This is a genomic window from bacterium SCSIO 12741 (assembly GCA_024398055.1).
In the GTDB taxonomy this organism is placed as follows: domain Bacteria; phylum Bacteroidota; class Bacteroidia; order Flavobacteriales_G; family Salibacteraceae; genus SCSIO-12741.
In genome coordinates, this window is sequence record CP073749.1 from 1,385,621 (window position 1) to 1,410,797 (window position 25,177).

Below are 25,177 nucleotides of genomic sequence, written 5' to 3' on the forward strand. Positions count from 1 at the left end.
GATGAGCAGCGAGTTGCAATTTCAAGGCCCGGAGATCGGCGAAGAAGCTCTACTTAAGTTTATCCCTCAACGTCCACCCATCGTTATGATGGATCGATTGCTGCACTGGGAAGAAAACAAAACCTCATCGGGTCTAACCATTGCAGACCAAAATCTTTTCTGTTCCAACGGAAAGTTTCTGGAACCTGGCATCATTGAAAACTTTGCGCAAACCATGGCGCTTCGGGTAGGTTATCAATACTTCTTAATGAACGAGCCTGCACCTACAGGATATATTGGAAGTTTCAAAAAACTCAACATTCACCGCCTGCCATCCTCGGGAGAAGAAATTCGCACCGATATCGAAGTCATTCAGGAGATGTTTGGCGTAACGCTGGCCACTGGTAAAATGTACTCTGGAGATGAACTTCTGGCCGAGATCGAAATGAAAACCGTTATTGCCGGAGGAGACTCGAATTGAACGCTTCATTCGTCAAAGAAGACTACTATGGGGGCAAGGTGGTAGACCTACTACCTCATCAACCTCCATTTTTACAGATTTCTTCCCTGACCTTGATGGAAGCCGAAGAAGCCATCACCACACTTGAAGTAAAAGAAGACAACGTAATGGTTTGTCAAGGCCAGCTCACAGAGCCTGGACTTCTGGAGAACATGGCTCAAACGGCCGCTTTGAGTGCAGGCTATTCCTATTTCATTCAAAACCAAGGAAAATTGGTTGACTATCAACCGCCTCTGGGTTATTTAGGAGCCATTAAAAAAGTGGAGTTTCATGAACTTCCATCGGTCAATGAATCCATTGAAACCCACACCACCATTATCAATACCCTACGAAGCGGCGAGACCGACATCTTGTTTGTTAAAGGAAAGATTCGACAAGGCGATCGACTCTGTGCCGAAGGAGAAATTAAGGTGTTTCTCACCTACCCTTAAGCCGAGCCAATTCAGATTACAGGGAAGATTCTTATTTTTGAAGTCGCCCTATGAAAAAAGAGAACATTCCACAGGATGATGCAAAATTGCTGGAAGGCAAAACACGGGATCTCTGCTACGCCGTGGATGAGAATGGCAATTACACCACAGGTTTAAGTACTGGCTGGGATCCTAAAAATGCCGCCCTTCAGCATTCCCTCGACTACTTTAACGAACGTGCCGAAAAGGTCCTCGAAAAAGTACGGGCTGGAAAACAAAGCCTACTCGCCTACCAAATGGAGCGACGCTACATGGACGTTTCCCTTATGGCGGACTACATGGAGCTAACAAAACGCACCGTCAAAAGACACATGCGACCCAAGTATTTTGATGCGCTCGACGAAGAGACTGTTGCCCGGTATGCTGAAATTCTACGCATCGATCCTGAGGAACTAAAAAAACTACCCGAGTAATTTTCTATGAAATTAGACTTTGAGCACAGGCAATCTGCCCATTGTGAAAATGGTGTGTCTGCCAATCTGTTGAAGTATTACGGCATTGATGTTAATGAGCCTTTGGTATTTGGGATAGGAGCAGGACTATTCTTTTCTTACCTCCCCTTTATCAAGGTGAATCATGCGCCTGGATCGGCATTCAGAACCATGCCGGGTTTGGTTTTTAAACGAGCTGCCAAAAACCTGGGCATTCAAATATTCCGCAAAAAATACCGTAGTGCTGAAAAGGCCATGCGCGATCTGGATAAATCCCTCGAGCAAGGCTTGCCTGTTGGATTGCAGGTTGGTGTTTTTCATTTGACCTACTTTCCTGATCCCTATCGATTTCACTTCAACGCCCACAACCTCGTGGTTTATGGCAAAGAAGGGGACGAATACCTGATTAGTGATCCAGTAATGGAAACCACTACCCGGCTAACCCGAGCAGAAATGAAACGGGTTCGTTTTGCCAAAGGAATCTTTTCTCCCAAAGGTCAGATGTACCACCCGGTTAACGTTCCCGATTCTTTTGACCTGAAGACGGCTGTGAGAAAAGGGATTAAAAGGACGGCCAAGGATATGACCAAAATTCCAATCCCCTTCTTCGGGGTAAAAGGAATCCGCTTTCTGGCCAAAGACATTCGTAAATGGCAGAAGAAACACGGGGATAAAAAAGCCGCTTTGTACCTCGCCGCTGTGGTTAGAATGCAAGAAGAAATTGGAACCGGTGGAGCTGGATTTCGATTCCTGTACGCGGCATTCCTACAAGAGGCCGCCAAGATTCTTCAGATTGATGAGCTCAATGAGCTATCTACTCAAATGACTCAGGTAGGCGACCTATGGCGTGAGTTTGCCTTGGCCGCTTCACGGATTTACAAAGACCGAAGCAAAGATCCAAAAGGCTACGACTCAGCTGCTGATCTTCTGGTGGAAATTGCTGCCCGGGAAGAAAAAATATTTACCCGACTCCTCAAATTGGTCTAATGGCAACAGCTGCCATAGCGATTCAGAACCTTAGAAAGACCTTTGGCAAAGAAGGCTTTGTGGCCTTAGATAAGATTAGTTTTTCCATTCCACAGGGCAGTCTGTTTGGTTTATTGGGGCCCAATGGAGCTGGAAAAACCACCCTCATTTCCATATTGAGCGGAACCTTGGCTCCAGGTAGTGGAGAGGTGACCGTTGGCGGGTTTTCGTTACCTCGACAGATTCACGAGCTGCATCGAAAAATTGGTATCGTCCCGCAAGAAATAGCCTTGTATCAAAGCCTGACTCCATTAGAAAACCTCAAGTACTTTGGCCGGTTAATGAAACTAAGCTCTTCGGAAATTCAAACCCGGAGCGACTATTTCCTCAAGCAATTTGGGCTTTACGAGGTTAGGAATAAACCCGTTCAAAAGTTTAGTGGTGGCATGAAGCGTCGGCTAAACCTGATTGCCGGATTGATGAACGAACCCGAAATCCTTTTTCTGGACGAACCTACTGAGGGAATTGATGTGCAAAGCCGCAATGCGATTTTGACCTTCTTGAAAAAACTAAACCAAGAAAAGGGAACGACCATCATTTACACCAGCCATCTGCTCAGTGAAGTGGAAGGACTCTGCGAAGAGCTCCTAATCATGGACCAGGGAAAGGTTAAACTTCAAGGAAGCTGGGCCCAAATCAAAGAACAAACGGGTAACGCGTCCACTTTGGAAGAAGCCTTTTTGGCCCTTACTGGAACCGAATACCGCGATCAGTCATGAGAATTATCGCGGCTGAAATACAAAAAGAACTGCTGCTCCTCTTTCGGGACAAAGCCGGGCTGGCTCTGCTTTTCATCATGCCGGTTCTGCTGGTTGTGGTAATGACCTACATTCAGGATGCTACCTTTAGAGCCATTTCTACCGAAGGTGTGGAAGTACTTTGGATGGATGAGGACCAATCCAAATTGAGCGAAAAAATTAAAGATCGTCTGAATGCATCGGGCCACTATAGCCTGGTGGAACCCGAAGGAGATGATTTAGTCAACTCTGCTCGCAATCAAATTGCGGAAGGAAAGTACCAGGTTGGCATTTTGATTCCAGCTGGATTTGAAAAACACTTTAAGCACCAGGTAAAAGGACGCGTAGATAGCTTGCTGACCCAATTTGGCATTGGAGATAGCGGCAAGATCAAGAAAGCAGTTCCTCCGGCCGTAAGCATCCGCATTCTCTTTGACCCCTTAACTCAAGCCAACTTTAAATCAGGTATTGAGAATGGCTTAAGAGGTTATATCAATGAAGTGGAGACCAAGATTAGTTTTCAGGTTTTCCAATCACGTTTATCTGCTCACTTCCCCTATAACCCATCAGGAAAGAGCAAGGAACTTCCCCCATTGATTCAAATGGAGGATGAGTATGTCTACAAAGGAGGGCTCCAGTCGCTACCCAGCTCTACCCAACACAATATTCCCGCCTGGACTGTTTTTGCCATATTCTTTATCGTGGTATCCTTCTCGCAGCGCATTGTGGAAGAACGTAACAGCGGCGTCAATAGTCGATTGTTGTCCTTACCTGCTCCTGCATCCTTGCTGTATTTGGGTAAGTCCATCACCTACATAGCTATCAGCTTAACACAAACCCTCCTCATTTTACTGATTGGCTTCTTCGTCATTCCCTGGATTGGTCTCCCTAAGCTGGAGATGAATGGCTCGATGTTGATTTTGTTTTTGTTTAGCATCACCGTATCACTGGCCTCTTCGGGGTTGGCCCTGTTGCTGGGCGAGTTTGCCCGAACCCGGGATCAAGCTGCCTCTTTTGGTTCCGTTGGCGTGATCATCTTAGCTGCTTTAGGTGGCGTTTGGGTTCCTGAATTCGCCATGCCATCTGCCTTGCAAACAGCCAGTCACATATCACCTTTAAACTGGGCCCTTAGCGGCTACTACTCCATCATCATTCGGGGTAAAGCAGGAATGGACCTACTCTGGAACGCCTTCTTTTTAATCCTGTTTTTTGGATGTACATTTGGCCTCTCAATCTGGAGAAAAAAGCAATCGATTGGATAAAAGATTAACCACAGAAAAGGAAGTTACCGTTCGTTTTAATGAAGTGGATTCGCTTGGCATTGTCTGGCACGGACATTTTGTAAAATACCTGGAAGATGGCCGCGAAGATTTCGGCGCCAAACACGGCCTCACCTACTTAGACTTTAAGGATAACGAGCACGCCATCCCTCTGGTCAAAGTGGATATCGATTATAAACGAGTGGTTGCCTACGGAGATCAACTGAGAGTGGTGACCACCTTCGTAGATTCTCCCGCTGCCAAATTGATTTTCGAGTACAAACTTTATCGCCTTTCGGACAACGAGCTCGTGGCTACCGGAAAAACCATTCAGGTGTTTACCACCTTCGCACACGAATTGTGTTACGTTCCTCCTGAATTTTTTCTCGCTTGGAAAAGGAAGGTAGGCCTGCTCTAAGATTCCAAGGATAAATCCTTATTTTTCCGGGAAAGATTACCTTTCCCATGACTGCAGAAGTTCTCGCCAACGAATTCGAATCCTTTCGAGGAGCCCTCAAAGCTTACATTTTAAGAATGACCGCCAGTGTGGAGGACACGGAGGACATTGTTCAAGACGCCTACCTCAAGGCCCATGATAAAATCGATGGTTTTAAAGGGGATTCCAGTATCAAAACCTGGGTATTTGCCATTGCATCGAACCTGGCCCGGGATTTACTCAGGTCCAAGAAAAGATGGCCGGAAAACGTTACTGATATCTGCAAGGAAGCCGCTCTGAGCAACCCCCAATTCTTTGGTGAGGCGATGCAAATCCGGCAGACATCGCCCCAAGGGAATTTTGAGATTAAAGAGCATATCTCCTTTTGCTTTACCTGCGTCTCCAAATCGCTTCCGCTCGAACAGCATCTCATTCTGTTGCTCAAGGAAGTTCATGGATTCAAAATCAAAGAAATCAGTGCGATTACCGAGCTTAACGAAGCTATGGTCAAATACCATCTCCATGTGGGGCGAAGCAAGATGATTGAGATTTTCGATCACCGCTGCTCCTTGATCAATAAAGAAGGTGTTTGTCATCAGTGCACTGAGCTCAACGGAATTTTCAATCCCAAACAAGATCAGGCCGAAGCCAAAAACAAACTGGACCTGGTTAAGCAAGCCGCCAAAAAAGACAAAGAGCACCTTTTTGATCTGCGCATGCAAATTGTACAAGAGCTGGATCCGTTTGAATCGGGTGCAGCCGAACTGCAATTGCATCATTTGGAGCATAATCGCGGAGTAATGGAAGGATAACAATCTTAAATGATCAATCCGAAGGTGATCGGATCAATTTTTATTTGGGACTTAAAAATTTCCTCACATCTCAGCCCTCACACTCGTTCTGAAAAAATTTTCAATTTTTTCCCTCCAAATCCTATCGTTTTCTTTTCACCAGCCGTCAAAGGGTAAAATCACTTATAAAATGAAACTATTCTTAACCCTTTTGATGATGACTACATTGGCAACTTCTGCGGCGCAAAATGGAAAGGCCGTAACGACTAAAAAGGCTTTTAGCCAAGAAACTTCCGTGAGCATTCGAATCCATGCAGACGCCTCCACGATTTGGGCACTTCTAACAAACGCCTCGGACTTTCCGCGCTGGAATTCTACCATTACTTCCCTGGAAGGAAGCATTGAGGTGGGCCAGAAAATTCACCTAAAATCAGTACTGGATGACAAGCGGACTTTTAAAATTAAAATTCGATTGATGGAAGCTCCTCATCGTATGGTTTGGGGAGACAGCCAGGGAGAACGCGTATTTACCCTGACCCCGAACGAAGATGGAAGTGTTACCTTTAGCATGCGTGAAAAAATTGGCGGACTGATGTTTCCTATGTACAAAGGATATCTTCCCCCATTTGAAGAGAACTTCGAACAATACGCACGGGACCTGAAAAACGAAGCAGAAACAATAGCTAATCTCAAAAACTGATATGGAAAAGCGAGGAAAAGACAATCCCTGGATTTTAAAAACACCACCCCAAAGCTCTACCTACGAAATGTATGTAGATGAAAAAGATGGCGAGGAAATTATCGTCTGTACGGTTGGTAAGACAGTTCTTCACTACCGCTACCGCTGCCTGGAAGATCTACACAAAATGCTAACCGATCACGGTGACTGGATACTTTTAGGGAGCAAGGATGAAAAACAAGATACCAAGCCCGATACGGTAGAACACTGGGCACGCTCGGCAGACAATCCTGTTGGTGGTTGGTATGGCCTTAAGAAAAACTTTCGCGGACGCTTTGCGATGTACATTCCTCCTTTGATGGAAGAACTTGGATTGGCCGAAGTGGAACACAACAAACGCAACAACCGAATGAAGGCCTTGTAATTTTTTTTCAAAGGAGTGTCCAAATCCAATAAAGCCATTCGTCTTAGGATCAGAAACACTCAAAAAAAAGAAATCATGAAAGAGTACTTATTTATTATTCGCGGCGGAGAAGACATGTCGAACCACTCACCTGAGCAGATGCAAGAACACATGATGCACTGGCAAAAATGGATGGGCGGCATGGCCGAACAAGGAAAATTTGTGGGTGGTCAACCTCTTCAAGGTGAAGGAAAATCACTGGTTGAAAAAGGAACTCAGGTTATCGACAGACCCCTTGCCGAAGGAAAGGAACTCGTAGGAGGTTACTTGATCGTAAAAGCAGAAACCCTGGATGAAGCTACTGAAATGGCCAAAGGATGCCCAGGATTTGAGCACGACTGCTCCATCGAGGTACGGGAAATCCGCGCCATGTAAATCGTTTGAACGAAGGAAGTAACATACACCAAACGCTAAACCATCTTTTCCGGCAAGAATCGGGAAGGATGGTGGCCGTTTTGGTTAATGTATTTGGCACCGAACACCTGCAAATGGTGGAAGATGTGGTTCAGGATGCCTTGGTAAGCGCCTTGGAAACCTGGAAAATTAAAGGAGTTCCGGATAATCCCAGAGCCTGGCTTTATCGAACCGCAAAAAACAAAGCCATCGATATTGTAAGGCGAAACAAATTCAGCGAAACGTTTGATTTTTCGGCGCCGGAACATCAACTGCTTACTTCCGAATACACCCTCTCTCGTACGATGGATCAATTTTGGGAAGAGACCGAAATTCAGGATGATTTCCTGGGAATGATGTTCGCCTGTTGTCATCCTGAGCTCAGCAAAGAGAACCAAATTACCTTCATCCTGAAATCCCTCTGCGGGTTCAGTACCCGCGAAGTAGCCAAGGCCTTTTTAACCGGTGAAGACACCATTTCCAAAAGGCTTTACCGAACCAAGGAGTACTTCAGAAAAAACAAGGTTAAGCTTCAAATTCCCGGACCCGATGAAATTGCCAATCGAACGGATGCTGTATTGAGTGCTATCTACCTGGTTTTTAACGAAGGTTATAGCGCTACCCATAATGACCAGCTCATAAGGGAAGATGTTATTTCGCAGGCCATGTTGCTTTGCAAATCTTTGCTGGACAATCCCAAAACTCAGCTTCCACAGGCTTATGCCCTTATGGCCCTCATGTGTTTTCATGCCGCCCGAATTGAAGGTCGCTTGACTCGGGAAGGAGAATTGATTCTGCTCAATCAACAGGACCGAAGCACCTGGAATGCGGAATTAATCTACAAGGGCAACGACCTGCTCAACCAGGCGGCTTTTGGAGATACGGTAAGCCCTTATCACCTTGAAGCAGCCATCGCTTATGAGCACTCCACAGCCAAGTCTTATCAAGAAACGAATTGGGAAGCCATCCTTCGATATTATGACCATTGGCTCTCCTTGGCCTTCGATCCTGTCGTTTATCTCAACCGCTGTTTGGTCCTTTTGGAATTAAAGGGTCCTCAGGCAGCCTGGGACGCCATGAACCAGATCCAGGATCACCAAAAAATGCAGAACTATTACCTCTATCATGCCGCACTCGGTGAAATACTGGACCGCTTGGGGCGAAAAGCAGAAGCCGTTCAGTTTTTAGAAGCTGCTGCGAAACTGACCCAATCAGCCCCGGAAAAGCGATTCTTAAGAGATAAAATCGCTGCCATCTGTAATTAGTATTCGAGTTGCCCGTATTATTGTGATCGAAATCTGAACCGGTAAACTTCTTGAAACCAGACGGCAACACTCCAATCGTACTTACTTATTCCACGTTCATTAAGGGCTTTTTGGCGGTATTGAGCATCGCGGCACTGGTTGCTGATATTTGGGGCATTCCTCAACTTTTGAATTCTGATCAGCAAGGCTGGAAACTTATTTTATTTCTCCTCCTGATTGCAGCGGGAAACGCCATCATTTTCCTTGGATTGATCGACGCGTTCAAATGCCGCCTTGAACTGAGCAGCCAGGGAGCAATCTATGTTGGTGTTTTTAGGACCAAAAAGCTAACTCTGGATCAAATTGAAGGCTATTCCGAAGAAGAAAAATATGTTCGAATCAGAGCCAATCAAAAGGGTTTAAAGAATATTGCGGTGCCCACCTATTTACAACCTTCTTATATGCTTCACACCTGGTTTGCCCGCAATGATATTGCCAATTTGGACGAGCTGGAGTTTGAAGAAGAGCAGGAAGACATTCTATCCAATCCTGAATTCGGAGACACGGAGGCAGAACGCAACATTCAGCTCCTGCAGGCTAAAAAATGGGCGAAATACCTCAACTATGCCGGTTGGGGATATGGTGCCTGGGCCTTGTTTTACTCCAAGCCCTATGATCTGGTAATTTGGCTCGGTATACTACTCACGCTAACCTGCTATGGTGTGGTCATCAATTTCAAAGGATTGATTCGGGTGAACCAATATGACAACAGCGCTTATCCTTCCGTTTATGCAGGCGCCCTGGTACCAGGCGTAGTGCTGTTTGTAAGATGTTTAATGGATTTTGAAATCTACGACTACAGTCCCCTTTGGCCTTCGCTTATTGCCCTGGGTATTGCTTTAGCCGTTTTCATGTTATGGTCAACCCGCTCGATAAACATTAAAGACCTCACCGATTTAATGGCCTACGTAGGCTCTTTGGTCTATGGTCATGCCTTCGCCTTTGCAATCATTGTTTCCATCAATTGCTATTATGATTCCCACGCACAGGGAGCCACCTATGCAACCGAAGTGATTGACCTCCATACCTCCGGCAGTAAACACACGAGCTACCATGTTACCTTTGCACCCACAGGACCCTTTCCGGACGGAGACGATGTAACCGTATCAAGAAGCACCTATGAAGAAGTTCAAATCGGGGATGAAATGATTCTTGAAATGAAAGATGGCCTTCTTGGGATTCCCTGGTACGATTTTCAGATTTACGTACAAGACTAAGCCTTCTTCTTTTTGGTAGGCTTAGGTTTTAAGGTAGCGATGTAATCGTAACTCGATTGAATCACCGCTTTCATCTCTTCCTGATTTTGCAACAATCCATCCGGCACCACAGCATACTCCTTCATGATTCGGCCATGCTGGACCGAAAGTTCGGTATTGTGTTTTTGCAGAAAATCGGCCAGAACATCCTTCGACAAGCGAATACTCATGGTTCCCTCTTTATCCAAAAAGGAAAACATGTGCCCGTTTAGTGAAGTATAGGGCATAGTTGCTCCCTTCCTTTCGATATCCGGAAATGAAGCGATCAGTTCGTCATAAGCTTTTAATTTATCCTCTGGAATAGTCGTTTTCTTGCTCATTCCACTAAGGTAAATAATCCCAATTGGCGTGCAAAAGATGCTCAAGGCATAAAACTTGTACTTTGGTCATAAACGAAATCAAATGCGCATCCTACTCACACTTAGCCTCGCTTTTCTATTTGCCTATCCATCCTACAGCCAGATTGACCTCGGCAAACTCCGTAAAGAAGCAGAAGAAACCTTAAGTACAACTACCGGCGGGAAAGGCACCGGCCTGTCTAACGACGAAGTGATCGCTGGACTGAAGGAAGCCCTGAATGTGGGTATTGAAAACGCAGTAAAGTCTGCTTCCGTAGTGGATGGCTTCAACAAGAATCTTGAAATCCGAATTCCGTTTCCTCCGGAAGCTGAAGAAATGAAAAAGTACCTGCTCAAAATGGGTATGCAGAGCCAGGTAGATGAATTTGAAGAAACCCTGAACCGTGCGGCTGAAGAAGCTTCTAAAGATGCCACTGAAATCTTTATAGCGGCTATCAAACAAATGTCCATCGAAGACGGATTTACTATTCTCAATGGCAACGACGACGCAGCCAGTCAATATTTAAAAAAGACCACCTACGATCAACTCTACGACAAGTTTAAACCCATCGTGGTGGCAGCTACCCAAAAGGTCCAGGTTACCAAATATTGGAATCCCCTGGCGAGCACTTACAACAAAGTGCCCTTCGTTAAAAAAGTGAATCCTGATCTGGAAGACTACGTAACGAAAAAAGCCATAGACGGACTCTTTGTGCTGGTTGCTCAGGAAGAACAAAAAATCCGTAAAGACCCTGCCGCTCGGGTAACCGACATTCTGAAGAAAGTCTTTAAATAGGCTATTAGGAACTTAATTAGGCAAAATCCGGGTTAAAAATCACGTTTGTTTTAGCCCTTCATTCGCCTTCTCAATCTCGTTCCGAAACCCTACCTTTGCCCCCGTTTTACCCCCATGTCGGTTTACGTAGCCAGTCATAGCATTTTGAGCCCTTTTGGGTTGGGAAGCGCCACCACCTTCGATGCGCTTGTTCAGGGAAATTCCGCAGTGGTCTACAATGAAGATCCGGAACTTTCTCCGATTCCATTTTTCGTATCCAAAATTCAGGATGAGTTAATCGAACCCATGAAGGTAGATGGGATCACCCGATTGGAAAGCATGATGATGCAAACCATCCTGGACGCTCTCAAGAAATTTCCGGAAGCGGATCTTCGAAACAAAGATTCTCTGCTTATACTCTCCACAACGAAGGGTAATATTGACCTACTTGCTGACACACGACCTGTGCAATTGGGTGGATTTGCAAAAGAAAGATCCTACCTCTCTTCGGTAGCCGAAACGCTGGGCAAGACTTTTAGATGCGCCAACACTCCCATTGTGGTATCCAATGCCTGTATTTCTGGTGGAAATGCACTGCAGTTGGCCAAAACCTTTTTGGATGCTGGTCGCTACAAAAATGTGGTAGTTTGCGGAGGCGATGTAATCACAGAATTTGTGGTTTCCGGATTCCGTTCCTTTCATGCCCTGAGCGAAAGTCGATGCAAACCCTTTGATGACAATCGTGATGGAATTAACCTGGGAGAAGCAGCAGCTTGCATGGTACTTTCTTCCACTCCATCTGAAATCAGTTTGATAGGAGCGGCAACGAGCAATGATGCCAATCACATTTCAGGTCCCTCCCGAACAGGAGAAGGGCTTTATCTGGCCATTGGCAACGCTATGAAGGAAGCCAACAAAGAGGCCAGTGACATTAGATATATCTCGGCCCATGGAACGGCAACAGCCTACAACGACGAAATGGAATCGATCGCCTTTGATCGCCGAGGGCTCAATGAAGCCTTTGTAAATAGCTTCAAAGCCTACGTTGGACACACTTTAGGTGCAGCAGGAATTTTGGAAAGTATATTAGCTGTTTCCTGCCTGAAGGAAAATCTCGTAATCGAATCGCTTGGCTACGATTACCATGGAGTAAGCCGAAAAATTGAAATCATTGAGTATACTCGGAAGAGAATGCTCAAAACCATACTTAAAACCGGCTCCGGATTCGGAGGTGGAAATAACGCACTAATCTTCGAAAAAAATCAGTAAAGACGCTCACATATCTTCCTATGCCATACTGAATCGGGCTCAAGCCTGGTGCAACAATCAAATGGCTTATGAATCGGTAAATTCCTTCGACAACTGGGTCAAAGCCTGGTACCGTTCGCGGGAAGTGGGTTATGGAAAGTTTTTTAAAATGGACCGGCTCAGCAAGCTTGGTTTTATGGCCGCTGAATTGGTTTTGGAAGGCAAAAACCTCTCCGAAAAATACGGACCCGAACGAGTAGCCGTTCTCCTGGGTAACCGGGCAGCCAGTCTGGACACAGACCGGAAGCATCACGAATCGATCAAAAATCGTGAAAACTATTTTCCGAGTCCGGCTGTCTTCGTATACACATTGCCCAATATCGTGCTTGGAGAAATCGCCATTCGCCACACCTTTCGTGGAGAGAATGCTTTCTTCATTTTTGATAAATTTGAGCCCGGATTTTTCGTTGATCTGGCTCAGGGATTATTGGCCTCCAACAAGGCCGATGCCGTACTATTCGGCTGGGTGGATGTGGATGGAGAATCTTATGAAGCGGAACTCTATCTCGCCGAGCAAGAAGGTGGAGAATGGGGCCCATTGAGCGAAGAAAACATATCGAATTTGAAAACCAGAAATAATGGATGAATTGATTGTAAAACTGAAGGAGCAAATCATCGAGCAATTGAACCTCGAAGACATGACCCCAGATGATATTGATGCGGATGCTCCTCTGTTTGGAGATGGATTGGGATTGGATTCAATCGACGCATTGGAACTAATCGTGCTGATGGAGAAATTCTATGGCATTAAAATCCAAGACCCGAAAGAAGGTCAAAAGATTTTCCTTTCTGTACGGTCTATCGCCGAATTTATTCAGAACCACCAAAACGCCTAATCGTTGGCTTTACCCCGGGTATTCGTAACAGGTATTGGCGCAGTTTCAGCCATTGGGTTGACGGCTGAAGAGAATCGGACGTCGCTGCTGACGGGCAAACATGGTATTGCTCCGGTTCAGCGTATTTCGACCAAAAACAGTCACCTGATGGTGGGTGAAGTAAAACTTTCTGATGAAGAGATCCTCGCGAAGCTGGGAAATCCGGAAGGAATCTTTACCCGAACTTCCCTTTTGGGCATGTTGGCCGCTAAAGAGGCCTTGGCTCAAGCTGGAATCGAAGACTGTTCCGACGCCCCAACTGGATTAATCTCCTCCACCAGCGTAGGTGGAATGGGAAAAACCGAAAACTACTACTACGACTACCTAACCAACGACGAGCACCTGGAATTCATCATCACCCACGATTGTGGTGATAGCACCGAGTGCCTGGCAGACTATTTTGGAATAAAAGATTACCTCGCCACTATTTCCACAGCCTGTTCATCTGCTGCCAATGCAGTAATGATGGGCGCCCGATTGATCAAGAGCGGTCAATTAGACCGTGTGGTTGTTGGTGGAACGGATTGCCTGACCAAATTCACCTTGAATGGGTTTAATACCCTCATGATTTTGGATGCCGAGCACAGTCGTCCCTTTGACCAAACCCGAAGAGGGTTAAACCTGGGAGAAGGAGCCGGATTCCTGGTTTTGGAATCAGAAGAACTGGTTCGTAAATCGGGTAAAAAGGCCCTGGCAGAAGTATCGGGCTACGGAAATGCCAATGATGCTCACCACCAAACGGCGTCTTCTCCGGAAGGAGAGGGTGCGTTCCTGGCCATGAGCCAGGCTTTTCAAGTGAGTGGACTGGAACCTTCAGCCATCAGCTACATTAACGTGCATGGAACGGGGACCGAGAATAACGATCAGTCAGAAGGAACGGCTATCAACCGAATTTACGAGGGAAACACACCTCCCTTCTCTTCGGTGAAGGCGTTTACCGGACATACGCTTGCGGCGGCCGGAGGACTGGAAGCTGTTTACTCCGTTATGGCCATTGATAAGGGTTGTATCTATCCGAATCTGAATTTCCAGCATCCGATTGAAGGCTTAAACCTGGTGCCGGAAACCGAAGGTCGGGAAGGAGAAAACATTCAGCACGTACTCAGTAATTCATTTGGTTTTGGGGGAATTGTACCTCTCTGATATTCTCAGCGGTGTAAAATGGAAATGTATCTAAATGGCATCGGTTGTGTAGCTCCTCAGAATACTTCTGAGAAACCCTTATTTGCTGAACCCCTGGGCGAAACGGATGTGCGCAGAAACATCGTAAAACCCAACTACAAAGAATACATCAATCCTGCTATGATTCGTCGAATGGGTACGGCGATCAAAATGGGTGTTGTGGCCTCTAAGCAAGCCTTGAGTCAAGCCGGCACCGACATGCCAGATGCCATTATCGCAGGAACTGGATTGGGCTGCCAGCAGGATAGTGAAAAATTTCTCACCGCGATTATCGATCATGATGAGCAGTTTTTGACACCTACCTCTTTCATTCAATCTACCCATAACACGGTTGCCGGGCAGGTAGCACTTATGCTCAAGTGCCGGGCCTACAACTTTACCTATTGCCACCGGGGATTTTCCTTCGAAAACACTTTGGTTGATGCGGCTTTAGCTCTGGAAGAGGGCTGGGCACAACAAGTACTGGCCCTTGGCGTAGATGAAATGACGACTCATACCCTGGAAGTTTTCCAGCGAATAGGGCTCAACGTAAAAGATGCTGAACCGACTCTGGATCTGCTGAAAAGCGAACAAAAAGGATCTGTTTATGGAGAAGGTGCCACCGCATTCGTTCTTTCTCATCAGCCCAGTGAACACAACTTTGGGCGAATCTCGGCAGTAAAAACGCTGTACAAACCGACAAACGAACAGCAGGTGTTGGATTGGATCAATTCTACCTTGCAAGAATCCGGGGCTTCCCTTAACGACATCGACTTGGTGTTGCTTGGAAAAAACGGAAATCCCGAAGAAAATCGCTGGTACGAAGCCGTAGAAGCTTCTGCCTCTACTCCATCCATCGGTGCATTTAAACACCTCGTTGGAGAATACCACACAGCTAGTGCTTTCGCCCTTTGGTTGGGCGCATCCATTCTACAGGATCAAGAAGTTCCGGAAGTTGTATTCACTCGAAAAAACACAACAACCGATTGGAACCGAATCCTGATTTATAACCAATACGACCACCGCGATCACTCCTTAATTTTATTGGAAAAATGAATCGCTACAACCGATTTAGGTTAGCGTTTCTGGTTGCCCTTGCCGTTTTTGTGTATGGTTGGTACGCCTTAGGTTGGTCCCTTCTTTTTCCTTTGATCCTAATCGTTTTTTTTGCGGCAGTTGTGTTTTGGGGTGTGGTAAGCATTCGAGCCAACATGTTTACCGAAACCATCTGCAAAAACCCAGAAGCAAAAGGACAAATCTCCATCACTTTCGACGATGGTCCTCACCCAGAATTTACCCCAAAACTGCTGGACATTCTCAAACGGGAAAACATCCAAGCCACCTTTTTCTGCATTGGCCATAAAATGGAATCCCATCCAGATTTGGTACAGCGACTTCATCAGGAAGGTCACCTCATTGGAAATCACACCTACTCGCACAGCAAGTTTATTGACCTGACCCCCATCAAAAAATTTGCGGCCGAAATTCAAAAAACCTCCGACCTGACCCAAAAACTCATTGGTTTAAAACCTCGCTTTTTCCGCCCTCCCTATGGCATTACCAATCCTCGCGTGGCCGGTGGAATCAAACGAGCAGGCGTGTTGAGTATTGGATGGAGTATTCGATCCTTTGACACCGTAAATAAGGAGACTGACAAGGTGGTTCGCAAGGTTACCCGAAAGCTGGAATCCGGTGATATACTGCTGTTTCACGACCACTTGGAATGGTCCACAGAAATTTTGGAGAAGTTTTTGGTAGAAGTCCGTCAGACTGAATTCAAAATCGTTCCTTTGGACGAGTTGATAAATGAGAAAGCCTATGAATAAGTGGCTCCTGATTATGATGTTGGTCATTGGCTCAACGGCCCATGCCCAAAACACCTGGACAGCGGTAAGCGACAAAGCTGAATTTAAGAACAAGGTTCAACAAAGCACCAATGGTCTTAAAACTCTTATGGCTGATTTCGTTCAAGAAAAGCATTTGAGCTTCCTGGAAGAAACAGTAACCAGCACCGGAGTGTTCTATTTTAAGAAAGCCAATCAGGTTCGTTGGGAATACAAAGAACCCAATGCCTATTTCATTTTGATCAATGACAAAACCATCACAACCGTGATGAATGGTAAGGAAACTACAATTGATGCCTCCAAGAACAAAACCTTTCGGGAGATCAACAAGATCATGCTTGGGAGTATCAACGGTGATATCATAAATCACCCGGATTTTGAAAGCAACCTCTTTGAAAGTAGTGAGGGTTACAAGCTTCATTTGATCCCACAGGTAAAGGCCCTAAGCAATGTGATAAGCGAAATCGTTGTGTGGTTTGACAAAGAAAATATGAGCGTTGTTCAGCTCAAAATGATCGAAGCTTCCGAAGATTTTTCCCTGATTAAATTCGAAAACAAAAAGCTGAATGTTGAAGTACCTGATCGGATGTTTGCTCCTTAGCGCACTCCTGACAGGATGCCGATACCAACCGCTGCCCAAGTATGCTGACGACTATGGGCGGCAAGAAGGGAGAAGTGCTGCCGATTGGGTGGATCAGCCCGGTCTTTATCGCTTCGACGCCAGTTTTGACCGCAAGGAATCTCACTTTACCGGCGTATTTTACTTTAAATCCATTGATTCAAACCAGGTTAAAATAGCCATGACCACAGACATGGGCTACAAGCTATTTGATCTCCTCCTGACCCGGGAAGGCGTTCAATGGAACTACATCTATCCAGACATGGATAAAGCCATTCTAAAAGGCATTTTGGAAAAAGAGTTTCGAACCCTTTTGATGTACATCCCTTATGACTGCGAGACCTGGGTTTATGAACAAAAACCCTTACATGAACGGATTCATTGGGAGAAGGAAAAGATTTACTTTTACCCCGATTCTAATCGGACGGGTACCTATGAAAAAATCCAGCTGGTTAGAAGGAACAAGGTAAGGGTAGAAGTACAGGCATCGAATTTTCGTCCTCTGGAAAAGGAATCGAAAGGAAATGCCCCATCGGGCGTTCCCACTATTTACATTCCCGACCATATGGTGTTGAAGGACTATTTGGCTCAAACTACCATCACCTTAAAACGAAAGTTATGACGGAAGTACTTGGGGATTTCTACTCGGTGGTGAACAAAGGTGAGGCTGACGGAGACAAGCGCAGTTGGACCATCCGTATCAATCCTGAACACGAAATATTCAAAGGTCATTTTCCGGGTAACCCTATCACCCCGGGAGTATGCATGATTCAGATCATTCGAGAATTGGCAGAGGAAGACCTCAATCAAAAACTCTTTTTGTTTTCGGCCAACAACGTCAAGTTTATGGCGATTATCAATCCTGAAACAGATCCTGTATTGCAACTCGATGTGCAAATCTTGGAAAAAGAGGACTTCTACAGCATTCGTTGCTCGGCTCGATTTGGGGAAACGGTAGCCCTTAAATTCAGTGGATCTTTTCGTCCAGTAAATTAAATCCAACCCCGTGGAAAAAACCGACTGCAAGTCAAAACTCAAAGAACTTCGGTGCTGTATTCTTGTTCCGACCTACAACAACGAGAAAACTTTGACTCGGGTGTTGGATGGCGTACTGGAATACTCCGATGATCTGATTGTAGTTTGCGACGGTGCAACAGATTCCACTCCCGAACTTTTAAAAAACTACGAAAACAAAGCCCATGTCGTTTCCTATCAACCCAACAAGGGAAAAGGAAATGCGTTGAGAACCGGATTTAAAAAAGCGGTTGAACTGGGATTTGACTATGCCATAACCATCGACTCGGATGGACAACACTACCCGGAAAACATTCCTGATTTTGTGACCAAACTGGAGGAAAATCCAGGGGCGCTGATTATCGGAGCCCGAAACATGGATCAGGAGACGGTTCCCGGAAAAAGTAGCTTTGGAAACAAATTTTCCAACTTCTGGTTTCAGTTTGAAACCGGTATAAAACTCCCGGACACTCAATCCGGATATCGGTTGTACCCGGTAAAGGCCTTGGATAAGGTTCGATTCTTTACAACGAAGTTTGAATTCGAAATCGAGGTAATCGTGAAGGCAGCCTGGAGGGATATTCCGGTTATTCCGGTTCCGATTAAGGTATTGTATGACCCCGAAGAGCGGGTTACTCATTTCCGCCCTCTGCAAGACTTCACGCGAATCAGCATTCTCAATACTTGGTTGGTTACCTTGGCCTTACTCTACTACAAGCCGAGGAATCTTTTGCGGCATTTTCAAAAAAAAAGCATTCGCCAACTCATCCGTGAAGATCTGATTCAAAGTCATGAGCCCATTCACAAAAAAGTGAAGGCCGTGATGTTGGGTGTTCTTATTGGCGTTTTACCTATTTGGGGACTCCACACCCTCTCGGTCATTGTATTCGCTCACGTATTTAAGCTGAACAAGTTCATTGCCTTTTTGGCTTCCAATATCAGCTTTCCGCCCTTTGTTCCCATTCTGGTCTTTTTGAGTATGATCATCGGGAAGTGGACCCTTGGCACAGGTAAAGTGATCGCCTTCAACATGGACATTACGGTAGAATCCATTAAAGATCATCTGGTGCAATATGCCGTTGGCAGTACCATTCTTGCCCCTCTTTTAGCACTCCTTTTTGGATTGCTGACGTTTGTTTATCTTTCCTCCACCCGAACCCAGAAACACGGTTGATTGGAAAACTGGTTTATCCATATTCAACGGTATTTTAGCCGGAAGAAAGCCCTATTCTTCGGACTGCTATTGCTCCTCATGGCCTTGCTTGGTGGCTTGGTCTCTCAGCTTAGGTTTGAAGAAAACATATCCCGTATGCTACCCGGCAGCGAGGAATTGGTGGAAGTCAATCGTTTGATTGAATCTTCCGGGTTCATGGATCGGCTCTTTATTCACGTTTATGCCGACGGAGATGTACATCCCGACAGCCTCACCGAGCTCGCTGATCAACTGGCCGAACGGCTAAGCGACACGAGCTATCAGGGACTGATTCGAACCTTCGAATATCAATTGACCGATGAAGATCAACAAGCGGTTTACAACTACCTCTCAGACAACCTGCCCTATTTTCTTTCCGAAAAAGATTATCGGTATTGGATAAACGCCTGCAACCCGATTCCATCCAGTCTTTCGTTCGCGGTGGTTACGATTTGATCCTTTCACCAGCTGGAATGGTAGCCGGAAAGTTCTTTATGAACGATCCGGTTGGAATGAATAGCCTCGGTCTCAATAAGCTCAACCAACTCCGATTGGATGATCGCATTGAGCTCTACAACAACTACTACGTTTCCAAAGATCAGCGCCATCTGCTCATGTGGTTGATTCCGGAAAATGAACCGAACGAAACCACCGAAAATGCTCGATTACTCGACCTGCTTTCCGAGGACTTGAAATCGCTCTCTACCGACCAGGTAAAGGCCGAGTACTACGGAACCACCGCCGTTGCCGTAGGGAATGCTCGTCGAATCAAAAAAGACATTCAATCGACGGTTGGTATTGCCGTTATCATTCTACTCGTCTTTCTCACCTTTTATTTTCGCAAGCCCACCACCTTTATTTTGCTCTTTCTTCCGGTGATTTTAGGAGCGGGATTTGCCCTGGCCACTCTTTATTTGGTGAAGGGAACGATTTCAGCCATCTCCCTGGGAATTGGTTCTTTAATCTTAGGAATCACCATTGATTTCAGCCTTCACTTTCTGAACCACATGCGGGAAGAAAACGAAGTGGAATCAGTTTTGAGATCTACCGCACGCCCTATTCTAACTTCTTGCCTTACCACTGCTTCTGCTTTTATGTGTTTGGCCTTGGTAGGTTCAGACGCCCTAACCGATCTTGGCTTGTTTGCCTCTATCAGTGTAATCGTGGCGGCCCTGGCCACCTTGTTGGTTCTTTCCAATTTGGTGAAATCTAAAAAAGGAGATTCTACCAGGAAAAGCGCTCCGAAAAAGGGATTCATGCAGACCTTGAGTCAATACCCTTTGCACAAAAAGCCCTGGGCTATACTCGCATCATTGGCCATTACTGCAGTCCTTCTTTTCTTCTTTAGTGAGGTTCGTTTTGATGGAGACCTCTCCAAAATGAATTACCAGAGCGAAGCCCTGGAAGAAGCCGCTACCCGACTAAACTCGATAAACGGTCAACAAGAAAAAACCATTTACCTCGTCGCCCGATCTTCGGATCAAAACGAAGTATTTGCTGAGAACCAGCGCATCCTTCAAGTAGTTCAAAACTTGCAAAAAGATTATCCCGAAATTCATGCGGCTTCTTTGGCACCCATTGTTCTTTCTAAAGAAGAACAGGAGCGAAAACTGGCCTTGTGGAATAATTTCTGGACAAACGAGCGTATCGATGGCCTTCGACAAATGCTCATCGAAGCCGGCACTCCCTACAAATTCAAAGAGACCGCTTTCAAACGGTTTTACAAACGACTGGAAAAGGATTACGAACCCTTGTCTTTTGATGAGGCCCAGGAACTCAAAGCACTAAACCTATCGGCATTCACCGGTCAAACCGGGAAGGATTTAATCATCTATAGTCCTTTGCGAATTGGCCAAACACCTGCTGATTCATTGAAGTTGGCCTTACGCAAAGAGGGCGTAACCGTATTTGATAAAAGTGACTTTGCCAACGGAATCATTCTCGCCCTGAAAGAAGATTTTTCATCGCTCATCGGCCTGTCCTTGATTTCGGTCTTCCTTATTCTTCTGATCTTTTTCAGGCATTCCTTGTTGGCCCTCATCACCCTATTACCCGTGGCTATTAGTTGGGTATGGGTTACCGGCTTAATGGTATGGTTGGATGTTCCATTCAACATTTTCAACATCATCGTATCCAGTTTGATTTTCGGGCTGGGGATCGACTATGCCATATTCATCACTTCAGGCGTCCTGCATGAGCTCAAGACGGGAGAACAAAAAGTATCGGTTTACAAAACTTCTATTCTGCTATCCGGACTTACCACACTGGCCGGAATTGGAGTATTGATCTTTGCCAAACATCCGGCCCTTCACTCCATGGCCCTCATTTCCCTGCTTGGAATATCAGTGGCCATTTGGATCTCATTTACGCTTCAGTACTTCCTGCTTGACCTACTCATATTAAAGCGAAAGAAAAAAGGCGTGGAGCCCTTTACCACGGTCAATATCTTTTGGACCCTGTTTACCTTTTTCTACTTTCTGGTTGGTTCAGTAATTATTACCGTACTCAGTGCCATCGCTTTAATCATTCCGGTAAAACCGGTTACCCGTCAACGCTTTTTGGCCTGGAGCATCAGCCGGTACATGTTGTCTTTGATTGCCGTTTCCCGAAACGTTAAACGCTCCCTTGATTTGCCTAAACAAAACCCAAGTGGAAAACCGGTAGTCTACTTTGCCAATCACGAATCCTTTTTGGATATTCTACTGATTTTGGCTCTAAATCCCAAGAACATTCTACTCACGAACGACTGGGTGTACAAGTCACCTGTATTTGGATTTATCGTCCAGCGGGCGGGTTTTTTCCAGGTTTCTGAAGGCTACGAAAAGAGTATTCCTCACCTGAGTCAAAAGGTGAAAGAAGGATTTAATATCTGTGTTTTCCCGGAAGGTACACGCTCCGTCTTTCCCAAAATCCAACGCTTTCACCGCGGAGCCTTCTTTATCGCCGAAGAGTTGAAGCTGGACATGGTTCCCATCCTCTTGCACGGTTTTGGAGATGCGATGACCAAAAGCGATGATTTCATTTTGAAAAATGGCTCAGTTACCACTCGTTACCTGGAACCCATTCGCTACGAAGATCGAAGTTGGGGTGACAACTACCGAGAACGAGCCAAATCGGTTCGGAAAGATTTTATGGCTCAATTCCTGGCCATGCGTTTTGAGTTAGAAACGGTTCATTATCACCGTCATCGTTTGTTTAAGCATTACCTCTACAAGGGTCTCGATTTGGAAAAACGAGCCAAAGGGGTCATTCGAAGCAATCAAGCGAGCCGAGAAACCATCAACCGGCAACTTCCACTTAAAGGGCGCATTCTGGTAGTAGGAGAAACTCTGGGGCTCGGAACTTTCTATTATTCCTGGTTTTCTGAAAAACGTGAATTCACCAGCTGGGTAAAACAGGAAGCTGATTTGTATCTCCCGGAGCAAAGTTTTACGACTTTGAAAAATGACAAAATCCAATTTCAGGCATTTCCTGATGGATCAGAAGATCACTCTTTTGACGCCCTGGTGATTGATCAAACCGATGGTTCCTTGCCGTCGGATCAATGGGACAAGCTACAGAGTTGGTTGAAGTCGGGCAAGCTACAGGCGAATCAAATTTTTACGCTTAATTTGGCGGAGGAATGGCGGAACGAGTCCAACAACTGGCCGATCCGACCCGAACATTTCTGATCATTTGGATTACGATGCGATCATAATTGGCAGTGGCCTGGGCGGGCTGCTATGTGCTTCTACTTTTTGCGACGAAGGACTTTCAGTGCTGGTGCTGGAAAAGAACAACCAGCTTGGAGGAAACCTTCAAATCTTTAAGCGAGATGGAGTGACCTTCGATACGGGCGTGCACTATTTAGGCGGACTCGGAGAAGGACAAAACCTCCATCGTTTGTTTGAATACCACGGTATTCTGTCTGATTTGAAATTGGACCCTATGGATCCCGAAGGATTTGACATCATTTCCTTCGACGACGATCCCCAAGACTACAAATGGGCTCAAGGTTATGAACGATTTATTGAAACCCTTTCGAGCCAATTTCCAGGAGAACAAGAAGCCATTAAAAAATACTGCGCCAAGATTCAGGAGTTTTGTCTGCGCTTTCCGCTGTACAACCTCAAGGAAGGTGAACTCTCTATGGAAGGAGACCTGCTATCTCTAAATGCCCAGGATTTCATCGATTCACTCACCTCCAATCCTACTCTTCGGGCGGTATTGGCAGGAAATAACTTACTCTACGCCGGCAATCCGAAAAAGACCCCATTTTATGTACATGCCTTGGTCTGCAACTCCTACATTCTAAGCGCATATCGATGCGTAAATGGTGGAGGCCAAATTGCCCAAGCCCTGGCAAAAAAAATTCGGAGAAAGGGAGGAAAGCTGCTTCGCTATCGGCAAGTAGATCAAATTCTCTCCGATGGTAAAAAAGCCCTTGGAGTGACCACAACCAAAGGAGAAACCTTTACCGCCAAACATATTATTTCCAACCTACATCCAGCCATGACTTTCGACTTGGTGGAAAAAGGCATTCGAAAAGCCACCCGACAACGTATGAAGGCCCTTGAAAATGGCATTTCTGCCTTCTCCGTTCACCTGGTGATGAAACCCGAATCCTTTCCCTACCTCAACCACAACCGCTACCACTTTAAATCCGCTAATGCCTGGAGTGCTGCAGACTATACGCAAGAAGACTGGCCTCGATCATACATGTTATCCGTTCCAGCAGAAGGCGATGACAGGGAATACGCCCACGGGCTTTCCATCCTAACCTACATGAGAAGCGAAGAAATGGCCCCCTGGAAGGACTCCTTCAACACCATTGCCGCCACCGCCAATCGGGGAGAGGATTACGAACAGTTTAAAAGCCAAAAAGCCGAAAAAGTTCTTTTGGAACTGGAAAAAAGGTATCCAGGAATTCAACAAAGTGTTCAATCCATATACACCTCTTCTCCCCTGTCTTACCGCGACTACATAGGCACTCCTGAGGGCTCGATGTATGGGATTGAAAAAGACAGTAGAAACCCCTTGAGCACCATGATATCTGGCAAGACCAAGCTGGAAAACCTCTATCTCACCGGACAAAACCTTAACCTTCACGGAATATTGGGGGTTAGCGTATCTGCTTTTAAAACCTGTTCCGAAATCTTCGGATTGCCCTACCTACTCAACAAAATCAACTAATCAGGTCGCGTTAACATGCCTTTGTATTTTTTGAAAGTACTGGTAACATGGGCCTCCCGGATTCGATTATCTTTGCCGCGGTTTTATCCATGCGTTCATTAACGCAGCAAAACAACTTAAAGGGCTGATGAATATAATAGTTCCAATGGCTGGAATGGGCAAGCGAATGCGCCCACACACCTTAACCGTACCGAAACCATTAATCCCCGTAGCAGGCAAACCAATTGTTCAACGTTTAGTTGAAGACATCGCTGGTTTGTGCACCGAAAAGATTGACGAGATTGCCTTTGTGATTGGTGATTTTGGAGCAGAAACGGAAGCCAAGCTTCTCGCTATAGCAGAATCACTCGGCGCCAAGGGAAAGATTTGTTACCAAAAAGAAGCTTTGGGAACGGCCCACGCCATTCTTTGTGCCGAAGAAACGTTGAAAGGCAAAACCATTGTTGCCTTTGCAGATACCTTGTTTCGTGCCGATTTCAAATTGGAAACCGAACGCGATGGAATTCTTTGGGTAAGCCAAATTGAAGATCCAAGCGCATTTGGGGTAGTAAAGCTGGACGACAATCAAGTCATTACCGACTTTGTAGAAAAGCCCAAAACCTGGGTATCGGATTTGGCTATGATTGGTATCTACTACTTCAAAGATGGAGAGACACTCCGCCAAGAATTGCAATACCTCATCGACAACGACATCATCAACGATGGCGAATACCAATTGCCAGAGGCGCTGAAGAACATGACCGCCAAGGGCATGCAATTTGTACCAGGCAAAGTGGATGAGTGGCTCGACTGTGGAAATAAGAACGCAACCGTTTATACCAATCAACGGGTTTTGGAAAACACCAAAGACCAGTTGAAAAATGGAGATAACCTGGTTCTGGAAAACAGTGTGATCATTCCTCCCTGTTACATCGGGGAAGGAGTATCGTTAAAAAATGCAATTGTAGGCCCGCACGTGAGCGTTGGAGACAATTGCCAGATCGAAAACTCCGTTGTGAGCAACAGTATTGTTCAAGCCAATTCTGATTTGAATCAGCTGGTAGTAGCTGACTCTATGATCGGACACCATGCCCGCGTAGAAGGATCTGCGATGGACTTGAGCATTAGTGATTACAGTACTCTAAAAGCCTAATTT

Annotated in this window: 29 protein-coding genes; 28 read left to right on the forward strand and 1 reads right to left on the reverse strand. The window is 45.7% G+C overall.

Going from position 1 to position 25,177, the window contains the following annotated elements; genetic code table 11:
• Nucleotide 1 precedes the first annotated feature (1 nt).
• From KFE98_05790 to KFE98_05850, 13 genes are all read left to right on the forward strand, one after another.
• Nucleotides 2-460: a hypothetical protein gene (locus tag KFE98_05790; GenBank protein UTW63657.1), complete on the forward strand. Its 459-nt coding sequence runs from the start codon at nucleotides 2-4 to the stop codon at nucleotides 458-460.
• Complete coding sequence (locus KFE98_05795) at nucleotides 457-930, forward strand: hypothetical protein (GenBank protein UTW63658.1); 474 nt, start codon at nucleotides 457-459, stop codon at nucleotides 928-930. Before KFE98_05790 ends, KFE98_05795 begins: the two co-directional genes overlap by 4 nt.
• Before the next feature lie 50 nt (nucleotides 931-980).
• A complete protein-coding gene (locus KFE98_05800) occupies nucleotides 981-1,382 on the forward strand; it encodes a hypothetical protein (GenBank protein UTW63659.1) in 402 nt (133 codons plus the stop codon).
• A gap of 6 nt (nucleotides 1,383-1,388) precedes the next feature.
• The gene (locus KFE98_05805) at nucleotides 1,389-2,387 is read left to right on the forward strand and encodes a BtrH N-terminal domain-containing protein (protein ID UTW63660.1); all 999 of its coding nucleotides are present in this window, start codon (nucleotides 1,389-1,391) and stop codon (nucleotides 2,385-2,387) included.
• On the forward strand, nucleotides 2,387-3,145 hold the full coding sequence (locus KFE98_05810; protein ID UTW63661.1) for an ABC transporter ATP-binding protein: 759 nt from the start codon (nucleotides 2,387-2,389) through the stop codon (nucleotides 3,143-3,145). The genes KFE98_05805 and KFE98_05810 overlap by 1 nt, the downstream gene beginning before the upstream one ends.
• On the forward strand, nucleotides 3,142-4,425 hold the full coding sequence (locus KFE98_05815; protein UTW63662.1) for an ABC transporter permease: 1,284 nt from the start codon (nucleotides 3,142-3,144) through the stop codon (nucleotides 4,423-4,425). The genes KFE98_05810 and KFE98_05815 overlap by 4 nt, the downstream gene beginning before the upstream one ends.
• A complete protein-coding gene (locus KFE98_05820) occupies nucleotides 4,418-4,840 on the forward strand; it encodes an acyl-CoA thioesterase (GenBank protein ID UTW63663.1) in 423 nt (140 codons plus the stop codon). Before KFE98_05815 ends, KFE98_05820 begins: the two co-directional genes overlap by 8 nt.
• Before the next feature lie 47 nt (nucleotides 4,841-4,887).
• A complete protein-coding gene (locus KFE98_05825; protein UTW63664.1) occupies nucleotides 4,888-5,670 on the forward strand; it encodes an RNA polymerase sigma factor in 783 nt (260 codons plus the stop codon).
• 196 nt (nucleotides 5,671-5,866) lie between these two features.
• Nucleotides 5,867-6,349 (forward strand): SRPBCC domain-containing protein, encoded by a 483-nt coding sequence (locus KFE98_05830; GenBank protein ID UTW64649.1) that lies wholly within the window; start codon nucleotides 5,867-5,869, stop codon nucleotides 6,347-6,349.
• Nucleotide 6,350: 1 nt separating this feature from the next.
• Entirely contained in the window at nucleotides 6,351-6,752 is a 402-nt protein-coding gene (locus KFE98_05835; protein UTW63665.1) for a hypothetical protein, read from the forward strand.
• 75 nt (nucleotides 6,753-6,827) lie between these two features.
• Nucleotides 6,828-7,166, forward strand: a complete 339-nt coding sequence (locus tag KFE98_05840) for a hypothetical protein (protein UTW63666.1) — start codon at nucleotides 6,828-6,830, stop codon at nucleotides 7,164-7,166.
• Between the two features lie 5 nt (nucleotides 7,167-7,171).
• Complete coding sequence (locus KFE98_05845) at nucleotides 7,172-8,449, forward strand: sigma-70 family RNA polymerase sigma factor (protein ID UTW63667.1); 1,278 nt, start codon at nucleotides 7,172-7,174, stop codon at nucleotides 8,447-8,449.
• 50 nt (nucleotides 8,450-8,499) lie between these two features.
• The gene (locus KFE98_05850) at nucleotides 8,500-9,705 is read left to right on the forward strand and encodes a hypothetical protein (GenBank protein ID UTW63668.1); all 1,206 of its coding nucleotides are present in this window, start codon (nucleotides 8,500-8,502) and stop codon (nucleotides 9,703-9,705) included.
• Here KFE98_05850 and KFE98_05855 read toward each other — a convergent pair.
• Nucleotides 9,702-10,064: a hypothetical protein gene (locus KFE98_05855; protein ID UTW63669.1), complete on the reverse strand. Its 363-nt coding sequence runs from the start codon at nucleotides 10,062-10,064 to the stop codon at nucleotides 9,702-9,704. The genes KFE98_05850 and KFE98_05855 overlap by 4 nt on opposite strands.
• A gap of 82 nt (nucleotides 10,065-10,146) precedes the next feature.
• Here KFE98_05855 and KFE98_05860 point away from each other — a divergent pair, with 82 nt between their 5' ends.
• From KFE98_05860 to KFE98_05930, 15 genes are all read left to right on the forward strand, one after another.
• Nucleotides 10,147-10,878, forward strand: coding sequence for a DUF4197 domain-containing protein (locus KFE98_05860; protein ID UTW63670.1), 732 nt, complete (start codon nucleotides 10,147-10,149; stop codon nucleotides 10,876-10,878).
• Nucleotides 10,879-10,992: 114 nt separating this feature from the next.
• Nucleotides 10,993-12,126 carry a beta-ketoacyl synthase gene (locus KFE98_05865; protein ID UTW63671.1) on the forward strand — a complete coding sequence of 378 codons (1,134 nt, stop codon included), beginning with the start codon at nucleotides 10,993-10,995 and terminating at the stop codon, nucleotides 12,124-12,126.
• Between the two features lie 61 nt (nucleotides 12,127-12,187).
• Entirely contained in the window at nucleotides 12,188-12,751 is a 564-nt protein-coding gene (locus tag KFE98_05870) for a 3-oxoacyl-ACP synthase (protein ID UTW63672.1), read from the forward strand.
• Complete coding sequence (locus KFE98_05875; GenBank protein ID UTW63673.1) at nucleotides 12,744-13,001, forward strand: acyl carrier protein; 258 nt, start codon at nucleotides 12,744-12,746, stop codon at nucleotides 12,999-13,001. Before KFE98_05870 ends, KFE98_05875 begins: the two co-directional genes overlap by 8 nt.
• 3 nt (nucleotides 13,002-13,004) lie before the next feature.
• Nucleotides 13,005-14,183, forward strand: a complete 1,179-nt coding sequence (locus KFE98_05880; protein UTW63674.1) for a beta-ketoacyl-[acyl-carrier-protein] synthase family protein — start codon at nucleotides 13,005-13,007, stop codon at nucleotides 14,181-14,183.
• An 18-nt stretch (nucleotides 14,184-14,201) separates the two neighbouring features.
• Entirely contained in the window at nucleotides 14,202-15,257 is a 1,056-nt protein-coding gene (locus tag KFE98_05885) for a beta-ketoacyl synthase chain length factor (GenBank protein ID UTW63675.1), read from the forward strand.
• Nucleotides 15,254-16,027 (forward strand): polysaccharide deacetylase family protein, encoded by a 774-nt coding sequence (locus tag KFE98_05890; protein ID UTW63676.1) that lies wholly within the window; start codon nucleotides 15,254-15,256, stop codon nucleotides 16,025-16,027. Before KFE98_05885 ends, KFE98_05890 begins: the two co-directional genes overlap by 4 nt.
• The gene (locus KFE98_05895; protein ID UTW63677.1) at nucleotides 16,020-16,646 is read left to right on the forward strand and encodes an outer membrane lipoprotein carrier protein LolA; all 627 of its coding nucleotides are present in this window, start codon (nucleotides 16,020-16,022) and stop codon (nucleotides 16,644-16,646) included. The genes KFE98_05890 and KFE98_05895 overlap by 8 nt, the downstream gene beginning before the upstream one ends.
• Nucleotides 16,612-17,286 carry a hypothetical protein gene (locus KFE98_05900; protein UTW63678.1) on the forward strand — a complete coding sequence of 225 codons (675 nt, stop codon included), beginning with the start codon at nucleotides 16,612-16,614 and terminating at the stop codon, nucleotides 17,284-17,286. The genes KFE98_05895 and KFE98_05900 overlap by 35 nt, the downstream gene beginning before the upstream one ends.
• A complete protein-coding gene (locus KFE98_05905; GenBank protein UTW63679.1) occupies nucleotides 17,283-17,660 on the forward strand; it encodes a 3-hydroxyacyl-ACP dehydratase in 378 nt (125 codons plus the stop codon). The genes KFE98_05900 and KFE98_05905 overlap by 4 nt, the downstream gene beginning before the upstream one ends.
• A 10-nt stretch (nucleotides 17,661-17,670) precedes the next feature.
• Nucleotides 17,671-18,852, forward strand: a complete 1,182-nt coding sequence (locus KFE98_05910) for a DUF2062 domain-containing protein (GenBank protein ID UTW63680.1) — start codon at nucleotides 17,671-17,673, stop codon at nucleotides 18,850-18,852.
• Entirely contained in the window at nucleotides 18,853-19,326 is a 474-nt protein-coding gene (locus KFE98_05915; GenBank protein ID UTW63681.1) for a hypothetical protein, read from the forward strand.
• A complete protein-coding gene (locus tag KFE98_05920) occupies nucleotides 19,266-22,541 on the forward strand; it encodes an MMPL family transporter (protein ID UTW63682.1) in 3,276 nt (1,091 codons plus the stop codon). Before KFE98_05915 ends, KFE98_05920 begins: the two co-directional genes overlap by 61 nt.
• The gene (locus tag KFE98_05925; GenBank protein UTW64650.1) at nucleotides 22,534-24,042 is read left to right on the forward strand and encodes an NAD(P)/FAD-dependent oxidoreductase; all 1,509 of its coding nucleotides are present in this window, start codon (nucleotides 22,534-22,536) and stop codon (nucleotides 24,040-24,042) included. The genes KFE98_05920 and KFE98_05925 overlap by 8 nt, the downstream gene beginning before the upstream one ends.
• A 127-nt stretch (nucleotides 24,043-24,169) precedes the next feature.
• Nucleotides 24,170-25,174 (forward strand): nucleotidyltransferase, encoded by a 1,005-nt coding sequence (locus tag KFE98_05930; GenBank protein UTW63683.1) that lies wholly within the window; start codon nucleotides 24,170-24,172, stop codon nucleotides 25,172-25,174.
• The last annotated feature ends 3 nt before the right edge of the window (nucleotides 25,175-25,177 follow it).

What these genes read in the sequence shown, in the direction of transcription:
- KFE98_05815 (UTW63662.1), top strand. Translation starts at nt 3,142, where the DNA reads ATGAGAATTATCGCGGCTGAAATACAAAAAGAACTGCTGCTCCTCTTT.
- KFE98_05865 (UTW63671.1), top strand. Translation starts at nt 10,993, where the DNA reads ATGTCGGTTTACGTAGCCAGTCATAGCATTTTGAGCCCTTTTGGGTTG.
- KFE98_05895 (UTW63677.1), top strand. Translation starts at nt 16,020, where the DNA reads ATGAATAAGTGGCTCCTGATTATGATGTTGGTCATTGGCTCAACGGCC.
- KFE98_05830 (UTW64649.1), top strand. Translation starts at nt 5,867, where the DNA reads ATGACTACATTGGCAACTTCTGCGGCGCAAAATGGAAAGGCCGTAACG.
- KFE98_05840 (UTW63666.1), top strand. Translation starts at nt 6,828, where the DNA reads ATGAAAGAGTACTTATTTATTATTCGCGGCGGAGAAGACATGTCGAAC.
- KFE98_05810 (UTW63661.1), top strand. Translation starts at nt 2,387, where the DNA reads ATGGCAACAGCTGCCATAGCGATTCAGAACCTTAGAAAGACCTTTGGC.
- KFE98_05890 (UTW63676.1), top strand. Translation starts at nt 15,254, where the DNA reads ATGAATCGCTACAACCGATTTAGGTTAGCGTTTCTGGTTGCCCTTGCC.
- KFE98_05875 (UTW63673.1), top strand. Translation starts at nt 12,744, where the DNA reads ATGGATGAATTGATTGTAAAACTGAAGGAGCAAATCATCGAGCAATTG.
- KFE98_05885 (UTW63675.1), top strand. Translation starts at nt 14,202, where the DNA reads ATGGAAATGTATCTAAATGGCATCGGTTGTGTAGCTCCTCAGAATACT.
- KFE98_05800 (UTW63659.1), top strand. Translation starts at nt 981, where the DNA reads ATGAAAAAAGAGAACATTCCACAGGATGATGCAAAATTGCTGGAAGGC.
- KFE98_05860 (UTW63670.1), top strand. Translation starts at nt 10,147, where the DNA reads ATGCGCATCCTACTCACACTTAGCCTCGCTTTTCTATTTGCCTATCCA.
- KFE98_05900 (UTW63678.1), top strand. Translation starts at nt 16,612, where the DNA reads ATGTTGAAGTACCTGATCGGATGTTTGCTCCTTAGCGCACTCCTGACA.
- KFE98_05870 (UTW63672.1), top strand. Translation starts at nt 12,188, where the DNA reads ATGGCTTATGAATCGGTAAATTCCTTCGACAACTGGGTCAAAGCCTGG.
- KFE98_05790 (UTW63657.1), top strand. Translation starts at nt 2, where the DNA reads ATGAGCAGCGAGTTGCAATTTCAAGGCCCGGAGATCGGCGAAGAAGCT.
- KFE98_05855 (UTW63669.1), bottom strand. Translation starts at nt 10,064, where the DNA reads ATGAGCAAGAAAACGACTATTCCAGAGGATAAATTAAAAGCTTATGAC.
- KFE98_05905 (UTW63679.1), top strand. Translation starts at nt 17,283, where the DNA reads ATGACGGAAGTACTTGGGGATTTCTACTCGGTGGTGAACAAAGGTGAG.
- KFE98_05930 (UTW63683.1), top strand. Translation starts at nt 24,170, where the DNA reads ATGAATATAATAGTTCCAATGGCTGGAATGGGCAAGCGAATGCGCCCA.
- KFE98_05805 (UTW63660.1), top strand. Translation starts at nt 1,389, where the DNA reads ATGAAATTAGACTTTGAGCACAGGCAATCTGCCCATTGTGAAAATGGT.
- KFE98_05835 (UTW63665.1), top strand. Translation starts at nt 6,351, where the DNA reads ATGGAAAAGCGAGGAAAAGACAATCCCTGGATTTTAAAAACACCACCC.
- KFE98_05825 (UTW63664.1), top strand. Translation starts at nt 4,888, where the DNA reads ATGACTGCAGAAGTTCTCGCCAACGAATTCGAATCCTTTCGAGGAGCC.